This is a genomic window from [Eubacterium] eligens ATCC 27750 (genome assembly GCF_000146185.1).
GTDB lineage: Bacteria > Bacillota > Clostridia > Lachnospirales > Lachnospiraceae > Lachnospira > Lachnospira eligens.
Map to the genome: position 1 here is coordinate 796283 of NC_012778.1, position 23628 is coordinate 819910.

Below are 23628 nucleotides of genomic sequence, written 5' to 3' on the forward strand. Positions count from 1 at the left end.
TTATATTATGTTTACAGTAGAGCAGCTGCTTACGATAGCAAAAGAAAAAAAGGCAAGTGATGTACATGTTACAGTCGGACTGCCACCAAGAGTCAGAATTAATGGAGACCTTGTTGATCTTGAATATCCAAGGCTTACTCCGGCAGATTGTGAAAAGCTTATTCTTGATATTATGGATGAGAGACAGGAAAATATGTTTAAGGACAGAGGAGAACTGGATTTCTCATTCTCGATTCCGAATATAGGCAGATACAGAGTTAATGTGTTCAGGCAGAGAGGTTCTGTTGCGTGTGCAATGAGAATTGTTGGAACAGAAATCCCTTCCCCTGAAAGTCTTGGTGTACCTAAGTCAGTTATTGACCTGCATTCCAAGAAGAGAGGGCTTGTGCTTGTAACAGGTCCTACGGGTTCAGGTAAGTCTACAACACTTGCTTCACTGATTGACAGGATTAATGATAACCGCAATGCACATGTAATAACACTGGAGGATCCTATAGAGTATCTTCACAGTCATAGAAAAGCCATGATTAACCAAAGGGAAATCGGGCTTGATACACGTTCTTATGCAGATGCATTAAGGGCAGCGCTCCGAGAAGATCCTGATGTTATTCTTGTTGGAGAAATGAGAGATCTTGAGACAATATCAACAGCCATAACTGCGGCTGAGACAGGACACCTTGTATTTTCAACACTTCATACAATTGGCGCAGCGGCAACTATTGACAGAATTATTGATGTATTTCCGCCACACCAGCAGCAGCAGATAAGAATCCAGCTTGCAGTTGTTCTTGAAGCTGTTATTTCACAGCAGCTTATACCGACGGCTGACAGAAGAGGAAGGGTAGCTGCATTTGAAGTAATGCATGGAACCATTCCTATAAAGAATCTTATCCGTGAGGCTAAGACATATCAGATTACAAGTGTTTTACAGACAGGAAGAAAAGACGGAATGATATCTATGGATGATGCACTTCTTGATTTGTATAATAAGGGTGTGATTGATGCTGAGAATGCGGTAAGTTATGCTCAGGATGTTAATTATGTTACCAAGAGAGTTAATCAGTTCTTCTAATATGCGGATGTGATATGTAAGTAGGGGCGAGAAATGTTTGCAAAATTAAAAGAATGTAAAAGCATTAAAGAAATATATGAGGTTCTCGGAAGAGAGCCTTTTGAAAAGGTGGCAGAAGTGCTTCTTGTACTATGGAGTGCGCTGCCACTTCCATCTATAATAACTCATGCAATGTGGGCTGGGAAAAATGTTGAAGGGTATGTGTACCGTTTTCATATGTTATCAAAATACCAGACCACGGTTATGTTTATGGGATTGCTGACAATCCAGTTTGTTCTTGTGTATGGTCTGGGACTGATATTGTGGGATAAAGGCCATGCCAGACAGAGGATTGTGGATTTCTTCAAGAAAGAACCCTGAAATATCTTTTTTATAGTGCTTCTTATATGGAGTGGAATCTGTACATCGTGTTCAAAGGATATACATACATCTTTTTTTGGAACGGAATACAGGTATGATGGGCTGCTTACATATTTTTATTATGCAGCAGTGTATATGTGTGCACATATTATAAAGGATGAAAGGCGCAGAAAGAAAATATTTGGCTCATATGCAATAGTATCTGTGATTATGGGGATATGCCTTTTGTTACAGGATTACGGAGTGATTGATGGTGTGTTCAGGTCACAGAGAGCGACAGTGTTTAATCAGTTTAACCATATGGGATACTACCTTAATATGTCAGTACTTGTAATGACCGGATTATATCTCATGCAAGAAAATATTAAGCTGAAAATATTGTATACTGCCGGAATGACATTCCAGTTATTCTGTCTGCTTGTTAATAATACATTTGGCGGATATCTGGGAACGGTTGCAGGCGTTGTATGTGTGTGCATTATATATGCAATCAGTACACACAGGAATAAATGCATTATTATACCACTGGCTGTACTTATTGTACTTAGCATCATGAGTATGGCGGATATGATTCCATCAAGCGCAGGAGAAAATGTTGGCAGAGATTTAAATAAACTTGCACATGATATACGTTCCATTGTTACGGAGGCTGATGATATGGAATCGGCAGGAACGGGAAGAATGGTATTATGGAAGGCATGCTTTAAAATGATTCCAGAAAGTCCGGTTGTAGGATACGGACCAGAACAGCTTAATGATAAGTATTCCGGCGCAATGCTTCCGTGGACAGACAGACCAGCTAATGAATATATACAGCATATGGTATTTCTTGGGATTCCGGGATTGCTGTTGTATCTGGCTTCACTTATTACAATGCTTGTGTGCCAGCTTAAGAGAATAAGAAAACTGACACCTACAACAATAGCAGCAGCGGGGTGTGTAATAGCATATGCAGTGTGTGCATTTACAGGTAATACAATGTTTTACACGACGCCGTATATGTTTATGTTCCTTGGATTGGCGGGGAAAGGCTGGAAGTAAAAGGAATTTCATATTCGGTATCTTATGGTTGAAAACCTGTTGGATAGCCGAATTTTCATGACTTGCAAATAAAAAACTGCAAATATGACGAGAAAACGACCGAATGCGACATGAAAGCTGCCGAATACGACATAAACTCTACCGAATGCGACATAAATGCTGTTTGCATTGAGTGAATTTATATATTATGATTTGAAAAATTATAATATAGGAGGAAGCTAAATGGGGGTAGAGATTAACAGAAAATTCAAGGATGCATTGTTTCGAAAGGTATTTGAAGAGAAAAAGGATCTGCTGAGTCTGTACAATGCGTTAAACAACACAGAGCATACGGACGAAAATCTTATAACGGTGAACACAATAGAAGATGTTATATATGTCGGGTATAAGAATGACATAGCTTTCGTTATTGATAGTGAATTAAATCTATATGAACATCAAAGCAGTGTTAATAAAAATATGCCGATAAGAGGACTTATCTATTTTGCAGAGCTTTACAAGGGTTATATTGAAAGGAATTCCTTAAGAATATACAATGAGACAGAAGTAAAACTGCCTTTCCCAAGATATGTGGTGTTTTATAATGGGGAAAAGGATGAAACGGAAAAGAGCGTGCAGAGGCTTGCGGATTTATTTGTTAGAAATGAAGCTAACCAAAATCAGAAGCCGTGTCTGGATGTGGAAGTACTGCTGCTTAACATTAATTATGGCTGCAATAAAGAGATAATGAACAAATGCCAGAAATTGATGGAGTATTCAAGGCTTATAGCCATGATAAGAGGCAAAACTGCTGATTTAGCGAAGATATATAGTCAGGATAGTATTGAAAAAAGCAAAAAAGAAATATTCACTGAAGCAGTTTCGCTTGCAATAGAAGAGGCAATCAGCAATAATATACTTAGAGAAATACTTATAAAAAACAAAGCGGAGGTGACGGATATGCTTCTGACAGAATTTGACGAAAAGGATTATATAGAGGGAGTAAGAGAAGAAGGCGAAAGAAAAGGCCGAGAAGAAGGTCGGGAAGAAGGAAGAAACAAGATGATATATTCCCTTGTGGAAGACAAGAGTATAAGTATGGAGAAAGGTGCACAAAAGCTTGGGATAAGTGTAGAAAAACTTAAGGATGATATGGTCAAGGCAGGATATAAGCGTCCTGATATTGATTAATTATTATATTATAATAGAACCCCTATATAGTTACTTTTTTATAGTAATTATATAGGGGTTTTTATTTGAAAATTTTAATTAAGACGATATATCTCTACTTCTCTGCCAAATAAATTATAATCAGTTCCTACTTTTTCAAAGTTGGATGCAATATCAAGATTTTTATAAAATGATAAGTAAGTGTCTTTATCATAGATCGCTTCTATATCATAAGTGATATTGGAAGACGGCAGACTTATACCACCTACAGATAAACCATTATTATTAAATAATGATGTGTCAATTAATAAATACAGAGGTTCGTCTTTAAAGTTGATATCGCTATTTTTATAATCAGCTGTTAAAGCTGTGTTATATGTTGTTGCAAAAAAGTGGTTTGTTTTACCAAGAGTATAAGTAGTACAAGTTAAGAGAAATGGTGAGCTTAACATAATTATACAATTGGAATTTTCTTCAATGTCTTCAATTGCAACGCCTTCATGAGGATAGTTGAATCTGAATATATGTGGTGCCATCAAAATGCTTAATGTGGCAAAAATTACAGCGAAGCCATAACACATAATATATTTTAATTTCTTATTTTTAAATATCCAATTTAAGCAATAGCAGAATAGAGATACTACAAATGCTGCAAATAAAGGATAGATAATCATTATATATCTGTTAGATACTCTTCCCATGTGAACGATGGAAGTCATATAAGCATTAACGGCAAGCATTGATATGCATACAATCATAAGTGCAAATAATGCAAAGTTAAAGAACTTAAATTTATGAATGAAATCTATACATTTTCTTTTTATAAGCAAAAAGAAATTCTTTAACCATTTCTCATGTCTGAATATAAAGCAAAAAGGAATGAAGAAGAATAGAAATACAATCAATCCGTAAAACAAATACCATAAAAACATTGATGGCCAAGGGGATGTTGCAACTCCAAATAAATCATTAGTTATATAAGACATATATAATTTAAATTGGAATACAAATGAATATTTTACTACCTGACTGCCGAAAGTCCCTGATGAATCAAACAAATGTGGTATTGTTGCAGGGAATATTGCAATTGACAACAAAGCAGAACTAATCATTGATATTCCAAAACTAATTGCTAATTTAAAATGTTTTGTAATCAGGTAAAAAAGTCCATAAATTAATGCAGCAATAAAAGCAAGGATAATAAATTCATGCAGGGTTAAACAACCGATAAGTGTTGTGATAGCAATTTTAACTAATATATTAATAGGGACTTTTGAGCTGTTCCGCTGATTATATAATTCCGACAGATAATACATGAAAACAACACTGATGGCTGTTGCAGGACAGTATATCCTTAAGAAAAATAAAATGTCCTCTGCACCTGTGGTGAAACCAAAGAATAATACACCGGCAATTCCATAATAAGAATTGTTAGTTATTCTTCTTATTAATTTGAATAAAAATATCTGCTGGATTACAAAAAATATAAGATTAAGTGCAAAACAATACCATGCAGACCATGTTCCGGGAAAAAGTGCACATATAAAATGAAGAAGCATAAATCCTAAGAAAGGATGGTAGTCATCAGCACAATTTTTATAAACAGATGAATAGTCAAATATTTCGGATTTATCAACAGATATGTAGTCGTACAGAATGGATGAATTTTCCCAATTATCAAAATTCTTTAACTGGTTATTTTCCCTGAAAATATCAGTTCCCTGAGAACTGTTGGCGAAACCATAATTCCATAGCTCATCAGAATGAAACCCTTTCTTATTAATCCCAAATGAAAAAGACAGATAAATGCATTGCATTAATATAATGAAAAATAAAAGAATGTGGTGTCTTTTTATGGATTTGAAAGATATAGCTTGTTTCATTGTTTCTCTCCCTCTATAATTGTTAATATATAAATAATATCATGTTGTGCAATGTAATAAAATACCCAAATACAATTTTTGAAAACTATTAATATGATAAGGGAAAATATAATTTACCAGTGATGATTAATGTGGGAAATGATATATTTTGTACAAAAAATCCCCCTTTTGGTATGTGGTGTTTAATAAGAATGCATGATATAGATATAAAGTACTATAAATAGACATATTATTTTTTGTTTATTTTGGTAAAAATATTGTGAACAAATTATGAATGTGTTATACTAATAGCACAATTCAGGATATAAATCCAAGTAATGATGAGGAGAGAGGTATGGAGAGTTTTTCATACAAAGCGGTTAGCGCTGCGGGAAAAGATGTTAAAGGCTCAGTTGAGGCTGAAAGCCGAGAAGAAGCTGCCAGAAAGATTAAGGAACAAGGCTTGGTTCCAGTATCAATCGGCAAGCAGGGAGCACTTGATAAAGATGTTAATATTCCTATATTTAAAGGGAAAAAGATACCTGCAAGAGACATGAGTGTATTCTGTAGACAGTTTGCAAGTATATTGAAGGCTGGTGTAAGTGTTATCAATGCGTTGGAGATGCTTGCAGAACAGACGGAGAATAAAAAATTAAAAGAAGCAATTGTTAATACACAGTCTAATGTAGAAAAAGGTGAGAATTTATCTGATTCTATGAGACAGAATGATGCATTCCCAAGTATTCTTATAGATATGGTAAGAGCTGGCGAGGCATCAGGTAGTCTGGAGAATTCTCTTACACGAATGGCTATACAGTTTGAAAAGGATGCCAAGCTTAACGGAATAGTTAAGAAAGCAATGATGTATCCTATAGTTCTTTTATGCGTAATGATTGGCGTAATTATAGTAATGCTTACATTCGTTATTCCAAGCTTTATGACAATGTTCGAGGATCTTGACAGTGAGCTTCCGGTTACTACAAAAGCAATTCTTGCTATGAGTAACAGCTTAAAGAGTTACTGGTATATATACATAATTGTTGTAGTTGGAATAGTTGTAGGTATACAGATGTACAAGCGTACAGATAATGGAAAACACAACCTTGATAAACTTAAGCTTAAAATACCAGTATTTGGATTATTACAGACTAAGTCAGCTTGTGCTTCATTTGCAAGAACAATGAGCACACTTCTTCAGGCAGGTATGCCAATGATTGATGCACTTGAAATATCTGCATCAACTATGAAGAATGTTTTGTTTTATGATGGCTTAGAAAAGGCTAAGAATGGAGTTTCACTCGGACTGCCTCTTTCAAACCAGTTAAAAGCAACGGGATTATTCCCGGCAATGGTTGTACATATGGTAGGTATCGGCGAAGAAACTGGTAATGTTGAAGAAATGCTTACTAATTCAGCTGCATATTATGAGGAAGAAGTAGAAGTTCAGACACAGACACTTACATCACTTATGGAACCTATTATAATCGTTCTTATGGCATTGGTAGTTGTAATGCTTATAATGGCAATATATCAGCCTATGATTCAGCTTTATAATACATTGGGAAATGCATAATTTTATTAATGTATATAATTTGCTATGCATGTCGCAGTTTATGATAGCAAGTTTATATAAATATATTTCAAAAGGGAGATATGAAACATGAAAAAGACACAGAAAAAATTAGGTAACAAAGGTTTCTCTTTAGTAGAACTTATCGTAGTTATCGCAATCATGGCAGTACTTGTTGGAGTACTTGCACCAACACTTATCAGAAATGTTGAAAAGTCAAGAGAGTCTACAGATCTTCAGACACTTGATTCAATCAGAAGCTCAGTATCAACAGCATTATCAATTGAAAATGTTAACTCTCAGTTAAGTGGATCAACATCTACAACATTATCTGATATTTCTAATGCATCAGGATCAACAACACTTTTAGGATTATTAAAATCTGAACTTAGTGATGATGGTGTTATAGATGCATCTATGAAGTCTAAATCAGGACAGAGTGGAGATGTTACAATTGAAATTGCTGCAGATGGAAAAGTTACTGTATCAGTAAAAGATGCATCAGGTGTAGTTACAGCTGCTAAGTCAAAGACGGCTATGGAAGTAAAATAATTTTGATACATAAAACCTAAGGACCTAATAGTTATGCAATACGAAATATTACTGTACTTCATTATCTTTCTATACGGTACCGTATTCGGAAGTTTTTTGAATGTACTGATTTACAGATTACCTTTAAAAGAGAATATAGCTACAGAACATTCGCATTGTATGACATGTGGCGAGAAAATCCAGTGGTATGATCTCATACCACTGGTGAGCTACATAATATTAGGCGGAAAATGCAGACATTGTAAAGCAAAGATATCACCACAATATCCAATCATTGAAGCGACCAATGGAATAATGTATGTGATAGTCTTCTTGGTACACGGATTTAATCCGGTAAGTATTCTTATGTGTTTTGCGTTTTCGATATTTCTTGTTATTTCAGTCATTGACTGGAGAACTTTCGAAATACCATTTTCACTAAATGTGGCAATTGGTGTGCTGGGAGTTATAAGAATAATATTAGACCACAAGAACCTATTAGATTACCTAATAGGGTTTTGTGTTATAAGTGGATTTATGCTTGTCTGCTTATTTATTGGACGGGCAATTAAAGATATTGACGCATTTGGCGGTGGAGACATTAAGCTGATGGCGTTTGCAGGATTATTCTTAGGATGGAAGTGCATAATCCTGGCATTTCTGATTGGCTGCATCTTAGGTGCAGTCATTCATTCCATCCGTATGAAGGTTACGGATGCAGAGCATGTGCTTGCATTTGGACCATATTTGTGTGCAGGGCTTACGATAGCCATGCTTTTTGGTACGAATATAATTAACTGTTATCTGTCATTAATGGGGTTTTAATTGTTAAGATACCAATGATGGATACAGAAATTTATATATATTAAACTAGATTGATTAGCTTATTATGTGGGGAGCTGGATAGGAGGATTTATGGCTGCAGCTAAAGCCAAAGGCAAATTAGTAAGTATCGTTATTAATAACGAGTATATTAAGATATGTGAAATCACTAAATCAGGAAAGAACAGTACTGTTCATAAGACTGTTACTATTCCTGCACCAGAAGGGTGCTATGAGGATGGTATTCTTATAGATATTGATACGCTTTCAAAAACAATTAAGGGAGTACTTGTTGAACACAGATTTAATTCTAACAGTGTTGCATTTTCTATCAGTTCTCCAAGACTTGCTACTAAGGAAGTCCTTATTCCTAATGTTAAAGCTAATAAAATAGAAAAAATTGTTCAGGCTAATGCAACTGAGTATTTCCCTGTTAATATGGATGAATATATTATCCAGCACACAGTTCTTCAGGAAATAGAAGATCAGGGACAGAAGAAGTTAAAGATTATGGTTGCAGCTGTTCCTTCAGAGGTTGTTGAATCATATTATGACCTTGCTAAGGCGTTGGGACTTAAAGTCGCATTTGTCGATTATGCAGGTAACAGTACATATCAGATTATGAAACAGCAGATTGGTGAAGAAGTCAGTCTTGTTATTCAGGTAGAAAATGATGGTACTGTAATCAATATATTCAAGGAAAATGTATTACAGTTACAGCGTATGGTTCCTTATGGAAAGTCAATGCTTGTAAATGCGGTTATGGATAAGTATGGACTTAAGTATGATGCTGCTACAACAAAGCTTCAGAATGAGACACTTCTCCATTCAAGATTTGATGGTGACGAGGTTACTGAGTCATTAAGATATATGGCAAGTAACATTAACCGAGTAATTGACTATTATGTTTCAAGAAACAGGGTTTCAATCCAGAAGGCTTACCTTATTGGACATTCAACAACAATCAAGGGATTTGCAACACTTCTTTCTAATGAGTTGAATATGCCAATCACTAAGGTTGAGGCACTTAAAGGTATTGTTCTTGATAAGAAGGCTTATGTAGAAGAGGCAACTCTTACAAGTTATGTTACTAACTTAGGTGCAGTAGTTGATCCTGTTGATTTCGTTCCTAGAAAGATGCAGGAAGCTGGTTCCAAGAAGGAAAACACAAAATCTATTATCATAGGATTTTTTGGCGCAATAGCTGTATCAGCGCTTCTTGTAGTTATACCTCTTGTCCAGATTGTTGCACTTAATGCACAGATAGGTTCTCTTAACAAAGATATTAAGGGATTAAGTACGATTAATGATGTTGTTAATTCATACTACAATGTTAAAGATAAATATAATGATGTAGCTGCATTTGCAGCACTTACAGCAGACAGCGATGATTCATTACAGGATTTTGTTGATTATCTTGAAAAGAATGTACCAAGTGATGTAGTTATATCAGGTTTTACGATAAGCTCTGGTGCAGTATCAATTTCAGGAAAAGCAGGAAGCAAGGCATCTGTTGCTTTACTTATCCAGCAGCTGCAAAAGAATCCGGCTATTCTTAATGTTGATGTTCCTACAATCAGTGAGAGCAAAGATAGTCTTGGAATTTCACAGGCTACATTCTCGTTATCATGCACATTTGCAGGTGGAACTACTGATTCAACACAGGAAACTAAGGCATCAACTAAAACAGCTAAGTAGGAGGGGTGACAGATGGATAAAGATAAGTTAAAGGGAATGTTAAAAATCTCAGAAAGAGATAAGAAATTATTGATAGTAGTTATGGCAGTCCTTATTATGGCACTTGCTTACTTCTTTGGTTATTCTAATTTGTCATCACAGGTTGATACTTTATCGACAAAGAAGGCAAATCTCGAAGTTACTAAGAAGGATTTGAAAGAAAAGAATAATAATAAACAGAAGTATATTACAGATACAGATAAATTATCAAAGGCGTATGCTATACTTATGGATAAGTATGATTCCGGAAGTTCACAGCCAAACACAATTGAATTCTTCAATAAGACAGAAGATGTAACAGGAACATGGGTAAAGAGTTTAGCTTTATCGCCTAAGACATCTATATATAAGTTTGGTCAGATTGCTTCAAGTAATACTAACGGTACAAGTACATATTCATCAAATTATGTTGGATATAAGACATCAATTAATATTACTTATGAAGGAAACTATGAACAATGGAAGCATTTTATTAAGTATATAAATACTTATGCAAGCAAATGTACTATTGATTCATTAGCTGCTTCGTATGGTGAAAGTACAGGTACGGTATCAGGAACTGCTGTTATTTCACTCTATTCAATAGAGGGTGGAGACAGAAAGTTCTCAGAACCAAAATTTGACAGTAAGACAGGAACAAAAAATATTTTCTCATCAGGAAGTCTTACAACTGACTAATTAATGAACATAAAGGGAGAGGGATATGAGTTTATTCATTAGGAAAGGAAAATTGAATAATTCGGGATTTTCACTGGTGGAAGTTCTCGTTGCAATTGTTATTCTTGCAATCATATCTCTACCGGTTTTAAGCACATTTTCAAATGCAGCAAGGATTAACGCTAAGGCAAGAAGAACTGAGAATGCCAATACAGCAATTAATAATATTGTTGAGGAGGCGAGAATTGTTTCTTTGGATAATCTTGCTGATGGAAATGGCAAATATAATTACCAGACACTTGGAACAAGCAATAATACATATCTTGTAGCAGATAAAGGGCAGCAGTATTTTACAGGTGTTGATGGTGAAAAGTATTTTATAAGAACAAAATTTAACAGCAATCCTTATAATTCTAATGCTAATGCTGCGGCTGGCAATAAAAAAACTAATAACGATATCAATTCGGCTGGTCTTTCTGTATATGCAGATATTACGGCAAGTAACAGTTATGTATACAGAGACGATTCAGCAGATACAGAAGCGATTAAATATTTTTCTGATTTGAATAAGACAGCAGTAAGCAGGACGGATATTTCTAAGACTATAGATGTTACTATATCTATTAAAGAGAAGAGTTCTAATCATTTCACACAGGATATTTCAGTTAATGTTACATATAAGTATATAAAAGAAGCGGGCAAGTATCCGGATTATACGGCTCGTTCAATGGATATGGTAACATGGGAATTCCCTGCACATGTTACCGGTTCAGGTACATCAGCAGTATATACAATATCTGGGAAAATTAAAGATAATGCAAAGAATATGTACATATTCTATACTCCATATCAGGGTGAAGCTGTGAGTGGTAAATCTTATACTGATTCAGTTACAGAAGCAGAAATGACATCTGGTTCGGTTGCAACAGAGAGAATTAATATTAACTATGATTATCCTTCAACATATTCCCTGACAAGCGCGGATCATGTGATTAAGGATGTTGATGTATATCTGTTCGAGATGGAGAAGGTAGTCGATACATCAACAGTTGTTGGAAGTCCTGTTTATAAGAAAATGGGAACGAATATTTCTAATGTTTATATTAATGGTGCTAAGGCTATTTCAAGTGTGAATGGTACAACTCCGGTGACTGTTTATTCTAATATAGAAAAATGGGGAGAAATTAACAGTGCTCTTACAAAGCACATTAACAATAAGGATGTATTATATCAGATGACTGTGGATGTATGGCTTTGGAGAGATGTCAAGGATGAGATTGATGATATTGTTGACAGTAATACTGAGCCGACAGCAGAGAAGATAACAACACTTACTACAACCAAGGAAGATTAGTCAGTAAAAGAGTGAGGATAGCATATGGGAAAAGTATTATTTAAAGGTAAAAAGAATAATTCTGGTTCTACTATTGTAATAGTACTGTTGATGACATCATTCGTACTGATATTATCTACACTTATTACAACAACAACAATGATAAATCTCAGAATGAAGATGGCTTCAAGTCAGTCTACAAAATCTTTTTATACAGCAGAACAAGCTGTTGATGAAGTCAGGGCTGCGCTTGGCGTTATTTCTGTTGAATGTTTTAATACTGCATATGAAGAAGAACTTACTAAGTTATATAGTACTAATTCTACAGGAACAACTATTAATAACAAAGAAGCTAATCAGCAGATGCGACAGAAGTATACTAAGGATTTACTTAATAAAATGCAGTTATTTGAAGGGGTACCTAGTTCAGATGCTAAAATAGCCTTTTATCTTGGACAACCAGCAGGCTCATTTACTATTGCTAATTGGAATGCGGATGATACTAAGGCTGATGAAAAGAAGATATATACTTCTTTTGTGGATACTCTTAATAATTATATTGAAGATAATACAAAGCTTTCTGTTGAGAAGGTAACTAAGATTACATTTGATGTATCAGGCGTTTCACCTCTCTATTCATATGCAATCGGATTTTATGACTGTGTAGTTAAATATCTTGATAACAGTGGAAATTATTCTTATATCACTTTCAATGGTGCAGTAGGTATGCCTGATATTGAGATTGATTTTAAGAATGATGATAAAGTTGGAACATTATGCTTCGCTGATTATTCTCTTGTAGGTAATGGTGGAATTATTTTACCGAAAAATGCTTCAGCAACTATCAGTGGAAGTGCATATGCAGGAACTGGGGCATCCGCTAAAGGAACAGCGCTTACGATTAATGATGGTGCCAGTCTTACAATGGGTGGTGGTTATTTTGTATGTGGTGGAAATATTGAAGCTGATAATAATTCAGGACTTTCGGTAAACAATACTTCTTTATGGGCAAAAAATATCAATGTTTCTGATGGAGTTACAATTAATTCAAATGCTGCATCATTTAATCTTCAGGATGACCTTACTGTGGATGGAGAAAATTCTGAAGTCAATATTAATGGTTCTTTCTTTGGATTTGGTTATGAGGAAGGAAATCTTGCAAAGCAGAGACCTAATTACAGTAGTGCTATTATTGTAAACGGACTTAATTCACATATTACATTTGGCACACTTGGACAGTTGTATGTTGCAGGTCGTGCTTATATTAAGTTTTCTGATGACCGCGCATATGCAACAGGTGAATCTTCTGCAGTTAATATTAATCAGGAAATATACATGATACCAGCCAAGCTTCTTACTAATGGTTCAAAGAACCCATCGGCTCTTAATGACAGTGCGGCAAGTGGAGTGAAATTTACATGTGATATTAATGAAAATAATTTCTTCGCATATGATCTGCTTGCTGACGAAAAGTATGAGAGCAGGAATGCTTATTTTGATACAGATGGTAATCTTGTGGATGAGAGTACTCTTGAAACTGACAGTACAACACATCTTATTACAGATGCTAATATAAGAGCTAATTCAAAGACTTATTATTACTTTAAGTTTAAGGATGATTATGCAAGGAATAAGTACGCTAATCTTATATTGGATGATACTGAATTTGAATCATATATATCAGGAAAGAGTGATGATTACAAGGAAAATGCAAGAAAATTAAGAAAGCAGATTATTGCAGCAAAGGATTCATTTAAAGGACTTACTAATTCAAGCATTACAGGTGTGTCTATTAATACACCGGGAGCATTTTCACAGATTACAAGTTCGTCAGGTTCTACATTGTCTGCAGCAGAGTTAAAGATTAAAGCTGCAAGTACAGACCGGGCTTTAAGATATGATGTACTTAACAAGATTCTTGCTAATCCGTTAAAGAGTGATGAGGAATCAGGATGGTATACAAGCAGGGCTGATTTACAGAATGATTTAAGTTCAAGGAATCCGGCTAAATATAGTTCAATTAACCTTAGTAATTACACATTAGGAGATGTATTTGGTAACATTATTAATGAAGAAGGCATTGAAGAATTATTAAGAAGTGGAGCAGGACCAACGTATTCTTATCCTAGATTTACTGATGGAAGCCATTATGCAGTGTATAAGCTTAACAGTGCTGATCCAACAGAAACATTAAAAATCAGCACAGTTGGTTTTGCAAGTGGTCTTGTAGTGTGTACGGGCAATGTGGATGTAGATGTGGATTTTAGTGGCGTTATCCTCGCTAAAGGAAAGGTTACTGTAGAAAGTGGCTGCACAGTAAGCAATGGATATACTGAGACATCATTTAAGACAGCAATGGAAGGTTGGATGAATTCGGCAAATGAAGCAGACGGAACCTTGCGTAATGGATATGATATTGGTCACATTTTCAGATTCTATAATTCAAAGACAACTACTACAAGTGGTACTTTAACTGTTGACAAGATGACTTACAGGGATATGGTCAGAGTTGACAAGTGGAGAAAGTACGAAGAAGAAGAGGCCTATTCAACAGCAACAACAGAGTAATAATGAAATTCATATGGAGATGTGAGATGGGGAAGATAGTGTGTGAAAAGAAGAGACAATTAAATAACCATGGATTTTCTTTATTGGAACTTCTTGTTGTTATGGCAATAATTGCTGTTGTTACGGTTGTTACGATGATTGGTATTAATGTCTTATATAAAGGAAATGCCAAGAAGCTTAATAAGAATCTGTATTCGACAATCAGTGAGTTAAAGACTAATACAATGTCTAAGGCAGGTGACTGGCAGGTTGTTATTAAAAAGGATGGCGGAGATTATGTTATTTCAATGATGTGGAAAAAGGATTCTTCATCAGAATATGTTGAAAAAGATTCGTATAGATGTGGAGCAGGAAGGATTTCATTTACATATGAGAATGGAACACCGTCTGCGGCTAAAGCAGATTTTTCAACTGATGAAATGGTTATTGAGTATGCCAGAGATAACGGTCAGGTCAAGGCTGTTAAGGTGGGGTCTGATAATTATGTTAATAAGGATGATGCACAGTCAGGCACATTTATAATTAAGACATCCGGTACAGAGTATACTTCTGAATTGTGGTATGCAACCGGAAAGGTAATAACGACGAATTAAGCGTTTAGTAAACGGGAGTAGATTATGAAGCGAAACAATAAGGGTTTTTCATTAGTTGAATTATTGATTGCTATGGCAGTTTCCAGTATAGTGCTTACGGCACTTGTATTACTTGTTGCCCAGTCTGTCAAAAGCTACAGCAAACAGACATCACTGGCGCAGATACAGAGTGATGCTGATGTAGTACTGAACCAGATATCAAAAAGTATTCTGGAAGCGGATACGATATATATTGATAAGACTGATGCATATGTAAAATTCTATACCAAGACGGTTTCTGATACTTCAGACCCCACTAATCCTAAGCATATAAAATGGGGCTATTATTACGACAAAGCAGAAAAGAAACTGTATTATACCGATGATACACTTTCTAAAAAGAGTGAAGCCTGTGATTATGTTGAGGGTTTTGATGTGAAGCTTTCAAAATCTAATTTTACTTTGAAGGACGGTCATATTATAGAGGAGCTTCCAACTAATCCAGAAATTCAGGTTTCTATAACTCTTGAACGAATGAAAAATGTGCGAACGGTTACAAGAGAGTATATGGCACGAAATAAAATCGGCAACAATATTACATTGCAGAAAGCAACAGGTGGAGAGGTTACTTTGAAGGCAACAGGTTCGGTTGCGGGTGATAAGTCGGATCTGAGTAAGATTTCAGATACATATTTTTATTAAGATATCAGGAGGTAAGTAATGATGAAAAAAGAAAAATTCAGTTTTAAAAAGTATATTTTTCCAGCAATTGCCTCTGTGGTAGTCTTTGCTTTGATGGTACTTCTTATTGTTGTTACTCGTAAACCAGAGGATGCGGAGGCTGCATCATCGGTAACTATAGGTGGTAAAACTTATTCAGCAGATGGAACACATATGGTTGTTCTTGAGGTCGTGCCTGATGAATCATATGATGTTCTTGGCTCTCTTGTTGCAGATGATCAAGGTGTTGTAAAGTGGACTGATATTGTAAAAGACCAGCCTAAGGTTGGAACTGTCAATTTTGATGAGTACAATAATCCTGCAACAGAAGCTGATAAAACGAAAAATGATAAATTTACACAATATATAAAGGATTATGCACACAAATATCTTTCTTCAATTAACTCTACATTAGGAGGAAAGGTCGCGAAGGCTTATTTCAGAATTAAAGACACAAATAAATTGTATTCCGTAATGGATTCTGATGTGACTATAGCAAGACAGATAGGGTATGATCTTAATAATTTACAGTTAGAGTTTTATACTGTGGATGCAAGTGGAAATGCTGGTGAGTTAATTAAGGATCCATCTACTAATAAACCAATAAGAGATATTTTTTCTTATTCTATATTTGATAGTGCTAAGATGAATGGTGCTCTTGATATTAAATATGTCAAGGCATCAGAAGTTAAAGTCTCTGATATTGATTCTGCTGCACTGGTTTATTTTTCTAAATATACTAATAATGATATCTTACAAATGTATAAGCAGAAAACTAAGAAGGAAGTTACCTCAATAGATAACTGGACTAAAGGTACATATGATTTAAAGGCTGATGTAGCACTTCATCTGTATATGGAAAATATAACTGCCAGCAAAGCTGTAGTATACTGTTCAACAGAGAAAAATGCAATTACAACTAATATTGGTAAGATATGTATGCTTATGGATGCAATAGACGGAGATTATTTCGTTAGGGATTTTGCATATAAATATGTTGGAAATAATAATAGAATGTATGAAGGTAACAGGGGGTGGATTGATGTATCAAATGATACATTAAAACTGTTTCTTAAACAAAGTACAGATGATCCAAACAAAACTAATTTTGAAATGGAATTTGGCTCTACGATGTTCAGTGACTGTCATAAAGGATATGCACCTGCGGGTGAATATAATGGAGCTAATGGAAATTATTCATATCCAAGATATAATGGTACAGAAGATAGTGTACAGCAGACTTTAAGGAGAGCATCATTATCAAGAAAAAATCCTAATGCGCTTGTGCAGGAGTTAGAGTCTGATATAGGTAAGATTAGTGATTTTAATGGTGGCTCATATAAGGGAACATACTATGAAGATGCTAGAAAGGCTTTGGGAATAGGAGATGAAGACGCGTTCAGATATTCTCAGGCTATCAGATACATTTTAGGCGATTTTGATACATCCAATATAAGCACAATAAAGGTATTAGAGGTTGAGCCAGCTGGATATTACAGATATACAGGTACAATGGAAGACCAGAAGAATATAAGAAGATGGTTCAGTTTATCAACAGAGACAAATAGTACAGGGGATAAGTTTACAGTTCCATACAATATTGTAATAGATCATTGTTCAACTAATGCGTTAATTGGTAAAAATGTTGACCTTGCGGCTGAGTATGACCTTATTATTATGGGGGCATATGGAAAAGATAAATTCAATACATCAGATTCTGTAACACCATTTAATACAGAAGTACTTGGAAATGTATTTAGCAAAGGCAGTTCCTATATTTCAGGGGCCGGTTCAGATGTTGAGGGTGCAAAATTAAATGGTAATGATATAACTGATAAGGTATATGACAAGTTATATGATTATACTTTAAGAGGAATGCCAATAGTATTTGATAAGGGTCTGTATTTTGGAGATACTGATGTAACTGATGACGATACCAATATGTATAAGCTAAGAATGGATGATCTTATAACTAAGATATTAGCTGATAAGGGAACTAACGGAAATCTTACATATACAGATGTATCAGCACAGGGAGAGCAGAAGATTTCTATACGGTTAAAGTTTATAAAGAAACCGGGAGAGGTTATTGGTTCTACATATACTAATTATAATGGTAAATTATCTAATCCGGTTGTGTATTCAGTTGATGGTTTAGATGGTACAACCAAGGTTGATGATGTTGATGGTAATATCAAGGTTACATTCAGAGGAAGCGAAGCTTTACCAAGTGGCAATTACAGAATAAAGATATACATTGACAGAAATCAGGATGGCATATTTGCTGATGATGTCCAGAGTGATAAGAAGGAACTACTGTATTATGATAATACTCAGGGCAGAGGTTCTAATGATGAGTATTATGGAAAATTGTATTCAAGCAATGGAACGGGTATATTTGAAACAAGCATATTATTGCCAGCAGCCTCAAGAGGATATTTTGCATGGAAGGTTGAGATTGTTAAGATAGCAGGAACAGATTTTACTTCAATTGATAAAGTAAAGTATTCTGCTAAATCTGTTAATGAAGGTGGATTTGCCATAAAGGGCAATGAAACAACTGTCAAAGTATTACAGATAAATGGTGATGAAGGAAGTCTGAAACTTGAAAGCGGAAGTAATTTTGCCACATATTTTAATAAGGCTTCTAAAGTTACAGGACTTAATCTATACGTTAAGAGAATGAGCTTTGAAGAGGTTAATAGTGTCGCAGACATAGAGAAAGAGTTTGGCAAGTATTCTATGATTGTTCTTGGTATGAAAGATAGTTATGGAAAGAATGCGCAATTTAATGATAATGTAATTGCAGCTTTGCAGAAATATATTAATGATGGAAATGCGGTGCTGTTTACACATGATACAATGTCTTATTATAATTCGGAAAAGAATACTATCAAAAGTTATAATGAGCTTACAAAGTTTACAAAAGGATTTTTACCTTTGATTGGAATGAAATATAGTGGTAGTGATAGTAATATGAATACTAACTTCACTGATTCATTGCATTACTGGCTTACAAGAAAGAGTTTGAACAAATTCCCTTATGTTCATCAAAGTAAGGGTGTATATGAGGATATTGGTTCAAAAACAACAACAACTAATAAGATATCGAAACTTAATGATGGTCAGATTACAGAGTTTCCATATTCAATTGCTAATGATGTAGGAGTTGCTACAACCCATAGTCAGTATTTTGCATTAGATCTGGATAATCATTATGCTGATAATACAGCATCTTCAACACCTACAATATATAACGCGGATGGAAGTATGGCCAGCCAGCCAGTTGTATGGTATACTCTTAATTCTGGAAGTGAAGATACTAAAGGTTATTATGATTATAACGGACAGGATGCGATGAGTAATTATTACATATATTCATATGGGAATGTTACATATTCCACAGCTGGACATAGCAGCATAGGTGGAGAAGCTGAGATTCAGTTGTTTGTTAATACATTTACAAGATCACTGCTTTCTGGCAATAATAATCCTGAGGTTATGTATACGGATGACGGTTCAAAGTATGATGAAAATACTACAGACTATAAGAATTATGTAAAGACAGAATTTGATAAGCTCGCCAGAACTAAGCTGAGCTTTAAGTTCAGAATTATTGATGCTGATCTTATATCTAACAGTGATTATATTTCTGATGCATTTATGTATATTTATAATGATGATGGTACAAGAACAGATGCAATGTATGACAGCAGCAAGGATACTTATCTTGGCAAGATTAATGAGGCAACATTGTCGGATGGAACTAAGACAATATCGCTTACAGGTTCTACATCATCTATTATAGTCGGAAAAGAGTATACGGTGGATAATTTCTGGGATGTGCTAACGGAACTTAATTCAACATTGTCCACTAAGATAAATATTGCAAATCTTATGTCTCAAATGAAAAATGGTAATCTTAAAATTGGTATCCTTGCAACTGATGGAAGTGATGGAAAAGGATATGCAATATTGACGATTGATTGTAAGACATTATTTGATTTGGATTAATTATGACACCAGAGGCGTAGTTGCTTCTGGTGTTTTTTTAAATCTACACAAATACTTATAATATATTATATAAATATATATTGACATATGCTTATTATAATGTTAATATACTTACACATTGATAACGCAACGCGGTATACAGAGGGGATAAGCGTTTTAAGAGTGTTCAGAGGAGGCATATGGGGAAGGATAATGGCGTTAGGGCAGTTGATGCAGATGAATTCTTATCTGGAATTAAGAAGGATGACAGATTTCATCCGATAATTAATATCATACTTTATTATGGAGAAAAGGAATGGGATGGACCTGTATCATTAAAAGATATGATGGTTGATATGCCAGAACGTTTTGCCAATTTATTTGCAGATTATGAGATTAATCTTGTGCAGATGCTTGATTCCGGGAGACTTTTGTTTCATAATGAAGATGTAAGAATACTATTTGATGTGGTAAGCAATATTTATAAGAGGAATATAGATTACATATATTCGAAGTATGATGGAACAGAAGTAGATGGTGAATTATTCTGGATGATTGGGAAGATTACATCTAATGAGAATATGCTGGAAATCAGCAGAGATAAGAAAGGAGAGTCGGTTGTTATGTGCGAAGCGTGGAGAGAGTATTATGATGAAGCCAGACGGGATGGGGCTAAGTCTGCAACATTAAATGCAATTATTTTTATGATTAAATACGGAATATCTAAAAAGGATATATTGAAAGAATATTCAGAGAATGATTACAACGAGGCACTTTCTAAGATGGCTGCGAAGTAAAGATTAACCAACCGGATTATTAATATTACTTATATGATTCGGTTGGATATTTTTTATAATATTTATATATGAATACTTGAATAATGTAATATATGCAAGTATATATTATCACGATAGAAATATAATAGGAGGTCGTTTATTGTATAGTAGTGTATTGAGTGGTGTTTTACATGGAATTAAGGCACAGATAGTCCGTGTAGAGGTTGATGTTGGTAATGGAATTCCAAGCTTTGATATGAGCGGATTTTTGAGTAATGAGGTTAAGGAAGCAAGGGAGAGGGTAAGGGTAGCTATCCGTAATTCTGGCTATGAATTACCGCCACAAAGAATTGCTGTTAATATATCTCCTGCAGATATAAGAAAATGCGGAACGGGGTTTGATTTACCAATTGCATTGGCTATTTTATCAGCAAATGGATATATAGATGAAGTTAATCTTGATAATATGATGATTTTAGGAGAATTAAGCCTTGATGGAAGCATTAATGGGGTGAGAGGCGTACTTCCTTGTGTGTGTTCTGCAAAAGAAGCAGGAATTGATAAGGTGCTTTTACCAGAAGTTAATATTAATGAGGGGAATATTGTTAAGAAGATTAGTGTAATGACAGCAGCTAATCTTAAGCAGGCTGTGAAATATATTAATGAAGGTATTGCAAGTCATAGAAGTACAACTAATGATGAAAATAATTATAAAGCGGATATGAAAAATCCCGAAATGGACTATTCAGACATTAAGGGACAATTTGCTGCGAAGAGAGCAACTATGATAGCTGTGGCAGGAATGCATAATATTATGTATATGGGGCCTCCGGGAAGTGGTAAAACCATGATGGCGAAAAGAATTCCAACAATTATGCCAGAGATGACATTTGATGAAAAGCTGGCTGTTACTAATATATATAGTGTGGCAGGACAGTTAGGAGATAATGGCGGGCTTATGGAAGACAGGCCTTTTCGCGCACCATATCACAATGTTACTAAAGGTGCGTTTTTTGGCGGAGGGATAGTGCCAAGACCGGGAGAGATTACTCTGGCAGGCAAAGGTGTATTATTTCTTGATGAGATGACAGAATTTAAACCTGATATACTTGAAGGACTGCGTCAGCCTCTTGAGGATAAGAATATAACAATCGTAAGAATGAACAGAGCTTATACATATCCTGCAGATTTTATGCTTGTTGGTGCAATGAATCCATGTAAATGTGGCTATTTTCCGGACAGAAACAGATGTAATTGTTTTGAACAGGATATTAAGAGATTTATGGGGAAGATAAGCATGCCGTTATGGGACAGATTTGATATGTGTATAAAGACAGAGGAGATAGGATACAGCGAACTGGGAAATAAAATACATCAAAATGATGGTGAAGAACTTAATTCATTTTCTATGAAAGAACATATAATGAAAGCCAGAACAACACAGCTGGAACGGTTTAAAGGAATGGATATAATGTATAATTCACAAATGAATGGAAGAAATATTAATAAATTCTGCAGGCTTGGAGATGAAGAATCGAAGCTTATAGAGAAAATTTTTGCCAAGAAGAAATTAACTGCAAGAGGCTATCATAAAATTTTAAAAACTGCCCGTACTATTGCAGACATAGAAGGCAATGAATATATTACTACTTCTAATATTAGTGAAGCATTTTATTATAGGGGAATTCCAGAAATAACAGTACACTAGGGGGAACATTGAAAGAAGATTATTATTGGTATTGGGTTAATAATATTGCTGGAATATCTAATATGAAACTGAGAACATTATTTAATGCATTTGATACACCAGAACAGATATATAAGGCGTCAGATAAATTGCTTAACAGTGTGTCAGGAATAAAAGAAAAAGATGTGTCAGCAATTATAGAGTCCAGAAATAATGAATATATATACAGAGGTTATAATGATTTAGAAAGAATGAAAATTAAATTCACATATCCCGGAAAGAATGATTATCCTGAGCAATTAATGAATATATATGATTATCCATATATTCTTTATTATAAAGGGAGACTGCCTCAAGCGAATGTTCCTGCTATAGCTATAGTAGGTGCACGTAATTGTACAGAGTATGGGAGGACAATTGCAGATATGCTGGCAAAATGTTTTGCAGATATGGGAATTCAGGTTATCAGTGGGATGGCATTAGGAATAGATGCAGCGGCACAGAGAGGAGCTGTTAATAAAGGCGGATACAGTCTTGCGGTTCTTGGATGTGGAGTGGATGTGTGTTATCCAAGAAGTAATATAGATTTATATACACAATTGCAGAATGCAGGTGGGATAATGTCTGAATATCCGCCGGGTACGCCGCCAAGAGCCGGGCAGTTTCCGATGAGGAACAGAATTATAAGTGGCATTGCAGATGCGTTAATTGTGGTTGAGGCAAGACAGAAGAGTGGCTCTCTTATAACTGCGGATCAGGCATTGGAGCAGAACAGGGATGTTTATGTTGTCCCGGGAAGAATAGGTGATTCGTTATCAGAAGGATGTCTGAAACTTATAAAGGAAGGTGCGCAGATGATTACATCACCGATGGATGTATGTGCTACGGAGAGTATTAACAGATATCTTAATAAAAACATAAAACAATGTGATTTCCCGAATGATTTGAATGATGCTGGTATATTTGAAGGCAATTTAAAAAAATCAGGGCTTGCAAGCCCTAAAAATATGGTGTATAGTCAAATCAATTTGTTTCCGGTAAGTCTGGAGACAATTGTTAATAATTCTAGGATAAGTCTGGTAGAGGCGGAGGGGATTCTGCTTGAGCTGGAGCTTGATGGGCTTATTGAAGAGGTTTCAAAGAATTATTATATAAGGAAGCATATTTGATTTGGAGGG

The 23628-nt window shown here is 35.0% G+C and carries 18 protein-coding genes; 17 read left to right on the plus strand and 1 reads right to left on the minus strand.

The window, feature by feature from the left end; translation table 11 throughout:
• Positions 1 to 7 precede the first annotated feature (7 nt).
• The 4 genes from EUBELI_RS03760 (at position 8) to EUBELI_RS03775 (ending at position 3643) form a co-directional block, all read left to right on the plus strand.
• Positions 8 to 1072, plus strand: coding sequence for a type IV pilus twitching motility protein PilT (locus tag EUBELI_RS03760; RefSeq protein ID WP_012739029.1), 1065 nt, complete (start codon positions 8 to 10; stop codon positions 1070 to 1072).
• Between the two features lie 33 nt (positions 1073 to 1105).
• Positions 1106 to 1432 (plus strand): hypothetical protein, encoded by a 327-nt coding sequence (locus EUBELI_RS03765; protein ID WP_012739030.1) that lies wholly within the window; start codon positions 1106 to 1108, stop codon positions 1430 to 1432.
• A 135-nt stretch (positions 1433 to 1567) separates the two neighbouring features.
• On the plus strand, positions 1568 to 2473 hold the full coding sequence (locus EUBELI_RS03770; protein WP_012739031.1) for an O-antigen ligase family protein: 906 nt from the start codon (positions 1568 to 1570) through the stop codon (positions 2471 to 2473).
• Positions 2474 to 2695: 222 nt separating this feature from the next.
• Positions 2696 to 3643, plus strand: coding sequence for an RpnC/YadD family protein (locus tag EUBELI_RS03775; RefSeq protein WP_012739032.1), 948 nt, complete (start codon positions 2696 to 2698; stop codon positions 3641 to 3643).
• Between the two features lie 74 nt (positions 3644 to 3717).
• On the opposite strand, the gene EUBELI_RS03780 is transcribed toward EUBELI_RS03775, so the two are convergent.
• Positions 3718 to 5505, minus strand: a complete 1788-nt coding sequence (locus EUBELI_RS03780; RefSeq protein WP_012739033.1) for a glycosyltransferase family protein — start codon at positions 5503 to 5505, stop codon at positions 3718 to 3720.
• Between the two features lie 334 nt (positions 5506 to 5839).
• Here EUBELI_RS03780 and EUBELI_RS03785 point away from each other — a divergent pair, with 334 nt between their 5' ends.
• The 13 genes from EUBELI_RS03785 (at position 5840) to dprA (ending at position 23619) form a co-directional block, all read left to right on the plus strand.
• Positions 5840 to 7057, plus strand: a complete 1218-nt coding sequence (locus EUBELI_RS03785; RefSeq protein ID WP_041688031.1) for a type II secretion system F family protein — start codon at positions 5840 to 5842, stop codon at positions 7055 to 7057.
• Between the two features lie 87 nt (positions 7058 to 7144).
• Positions 7145 to 7606: a prepilin-type N-terminal cleavage/methylation domain-containing protein gene (locus EUBELI_RS14600; protein ID WP_012739035.1), complete on the plus strand. Its 462-nt coding sequence runs from the start codon at positions 7145 to 7147 to the stop codon at positions 7604 to 7606.
• Between the two features lie 33 nt (positions 7607 to 7639).
• Positions 7640 to 8410, plus strand: coding sequence for a prepilin peptidase (locus tag EUBELI_RS03795; protein ID WP_012739036.1), 771 nt, complete (start codon positions 7640 to 7642; stop codon positions 8408 to 8410).
• Between the two features lie 90 nt (positions 8411 to 8500).
• Positions 8501 to 10105 carry a pilus assembly protein PilM gene (gene pilM, locus EUBELI_RS03800; RefSeq protein ID WP_041688033.1) on the plus strand — a complete coding sequence of 535 codons (1605 nt, stop codon included), beginning with the start codon at positions 8501 to 8503 and terminating at the stop codon, positions 10103 to 10105.
• A gap of 12 nt (positions 10106 to 10117) precedes the next feature.
• Entirely contained in the window at positions 10118 to 10822 is a 705-nt protein-coding gene (locus EUBELI_RS03805) for a hypothetical protein (RefSeq protein WP_012739038.1), read from the plus strand.
• A gap of 25 nt (positions 10823 to 10847) precedes the next feature.
• The gene (locus EUBELI_RS03810; protein ID WP_012739039.1) at positions 10848 to 12155 is read left to right on the plus strand and encodes a type II secretion system protein; all 1308 of its coding nucleotides are present in this window, start codon (positions 10848 to 10850) and stop codon (positions 12153 to 12155) included.
• Between the two features lie 24 nt (positions 12156 to 12179).
• Positions 12180 to 14702, plus strand: coding sequence for a hypothetical protein (locus EUBELI_RS03815; RefSeq protein WP_012739040.1), 2523 nt, complete (start codon positions 12180 to 12182; stop codon positions 14700 to 14702).
• Positions 14703 to 14728: 26 nt separating this feature from the next.
• Positions 14729 to 15295, plus strand: coding sequence for a prepilin-type N-terminal cleavage/methylation domain-containing protein (locus tag EUBELI_RS03820; RefSeq protein WP_165437533.1), 567 nt, complete (start codon positions 14729 to 14731; stop codon positions 15293 to 15295).
• 24 nt (positions 15296 to 15319) lie between these two features.
• A complete protein-coding gene (locus EUBELI_RS03825; protein ID WP_012739042.1) occupies positions 15320 to 15976 on the plus strand; it encodes a PilW family protein in 657 nt (218 codons plus the stop codon).
• A gap of 18 nt (positions 15977 to 15994) precedes the next feature.
• Positions 15995 to 20008, plus strand: coding sequence for a DUF5057 domain-containing protein (locus tag EUBELI_RS03830; protein WP_012739043.1), 4014 nt, complete (start codon positions 15995 to 15997; stop codon positions 20006 to 20008).
• 179 nt (positions 20009 to 20187) lie between these two features.
• A complete protein-coding gene (locus EUBELI_RS03835; protein WP_012739044.1) occupies positions 20188 to 20784 on the plus strand; it encodes an Rpn family recombination-promoting nuclease/putative transposase in 597 nt (198 codons plus the stop codon).
• 139 nt (positions 20785 to 20923) lie between these two features.
• Entirely contained in the window at positions 20924 to 22471 is a 1548-nt protein-coding gene (locus tag EUBELI_RS03840; protein WP_041688035.1) for a YifB family Mg chelatase-like AAA ATPase, read from the plus strand.
• A gap of 8 nt (positions 22472 to 22479) precedes the next feature.
• On the plus strand, positions 22480 to 23619 hold the full coding sequence (gene dprA / locus EUBELI_RS03845; protein ID WP_012739046.1) for a DNA-processing protein DprA: 1140 nt from the start codon (positions 22480 to 22482) through the stop codon (positions 23617 to 23619).
• Positions 23620 to 23628 lie beyond the last annotated feature (9 nt).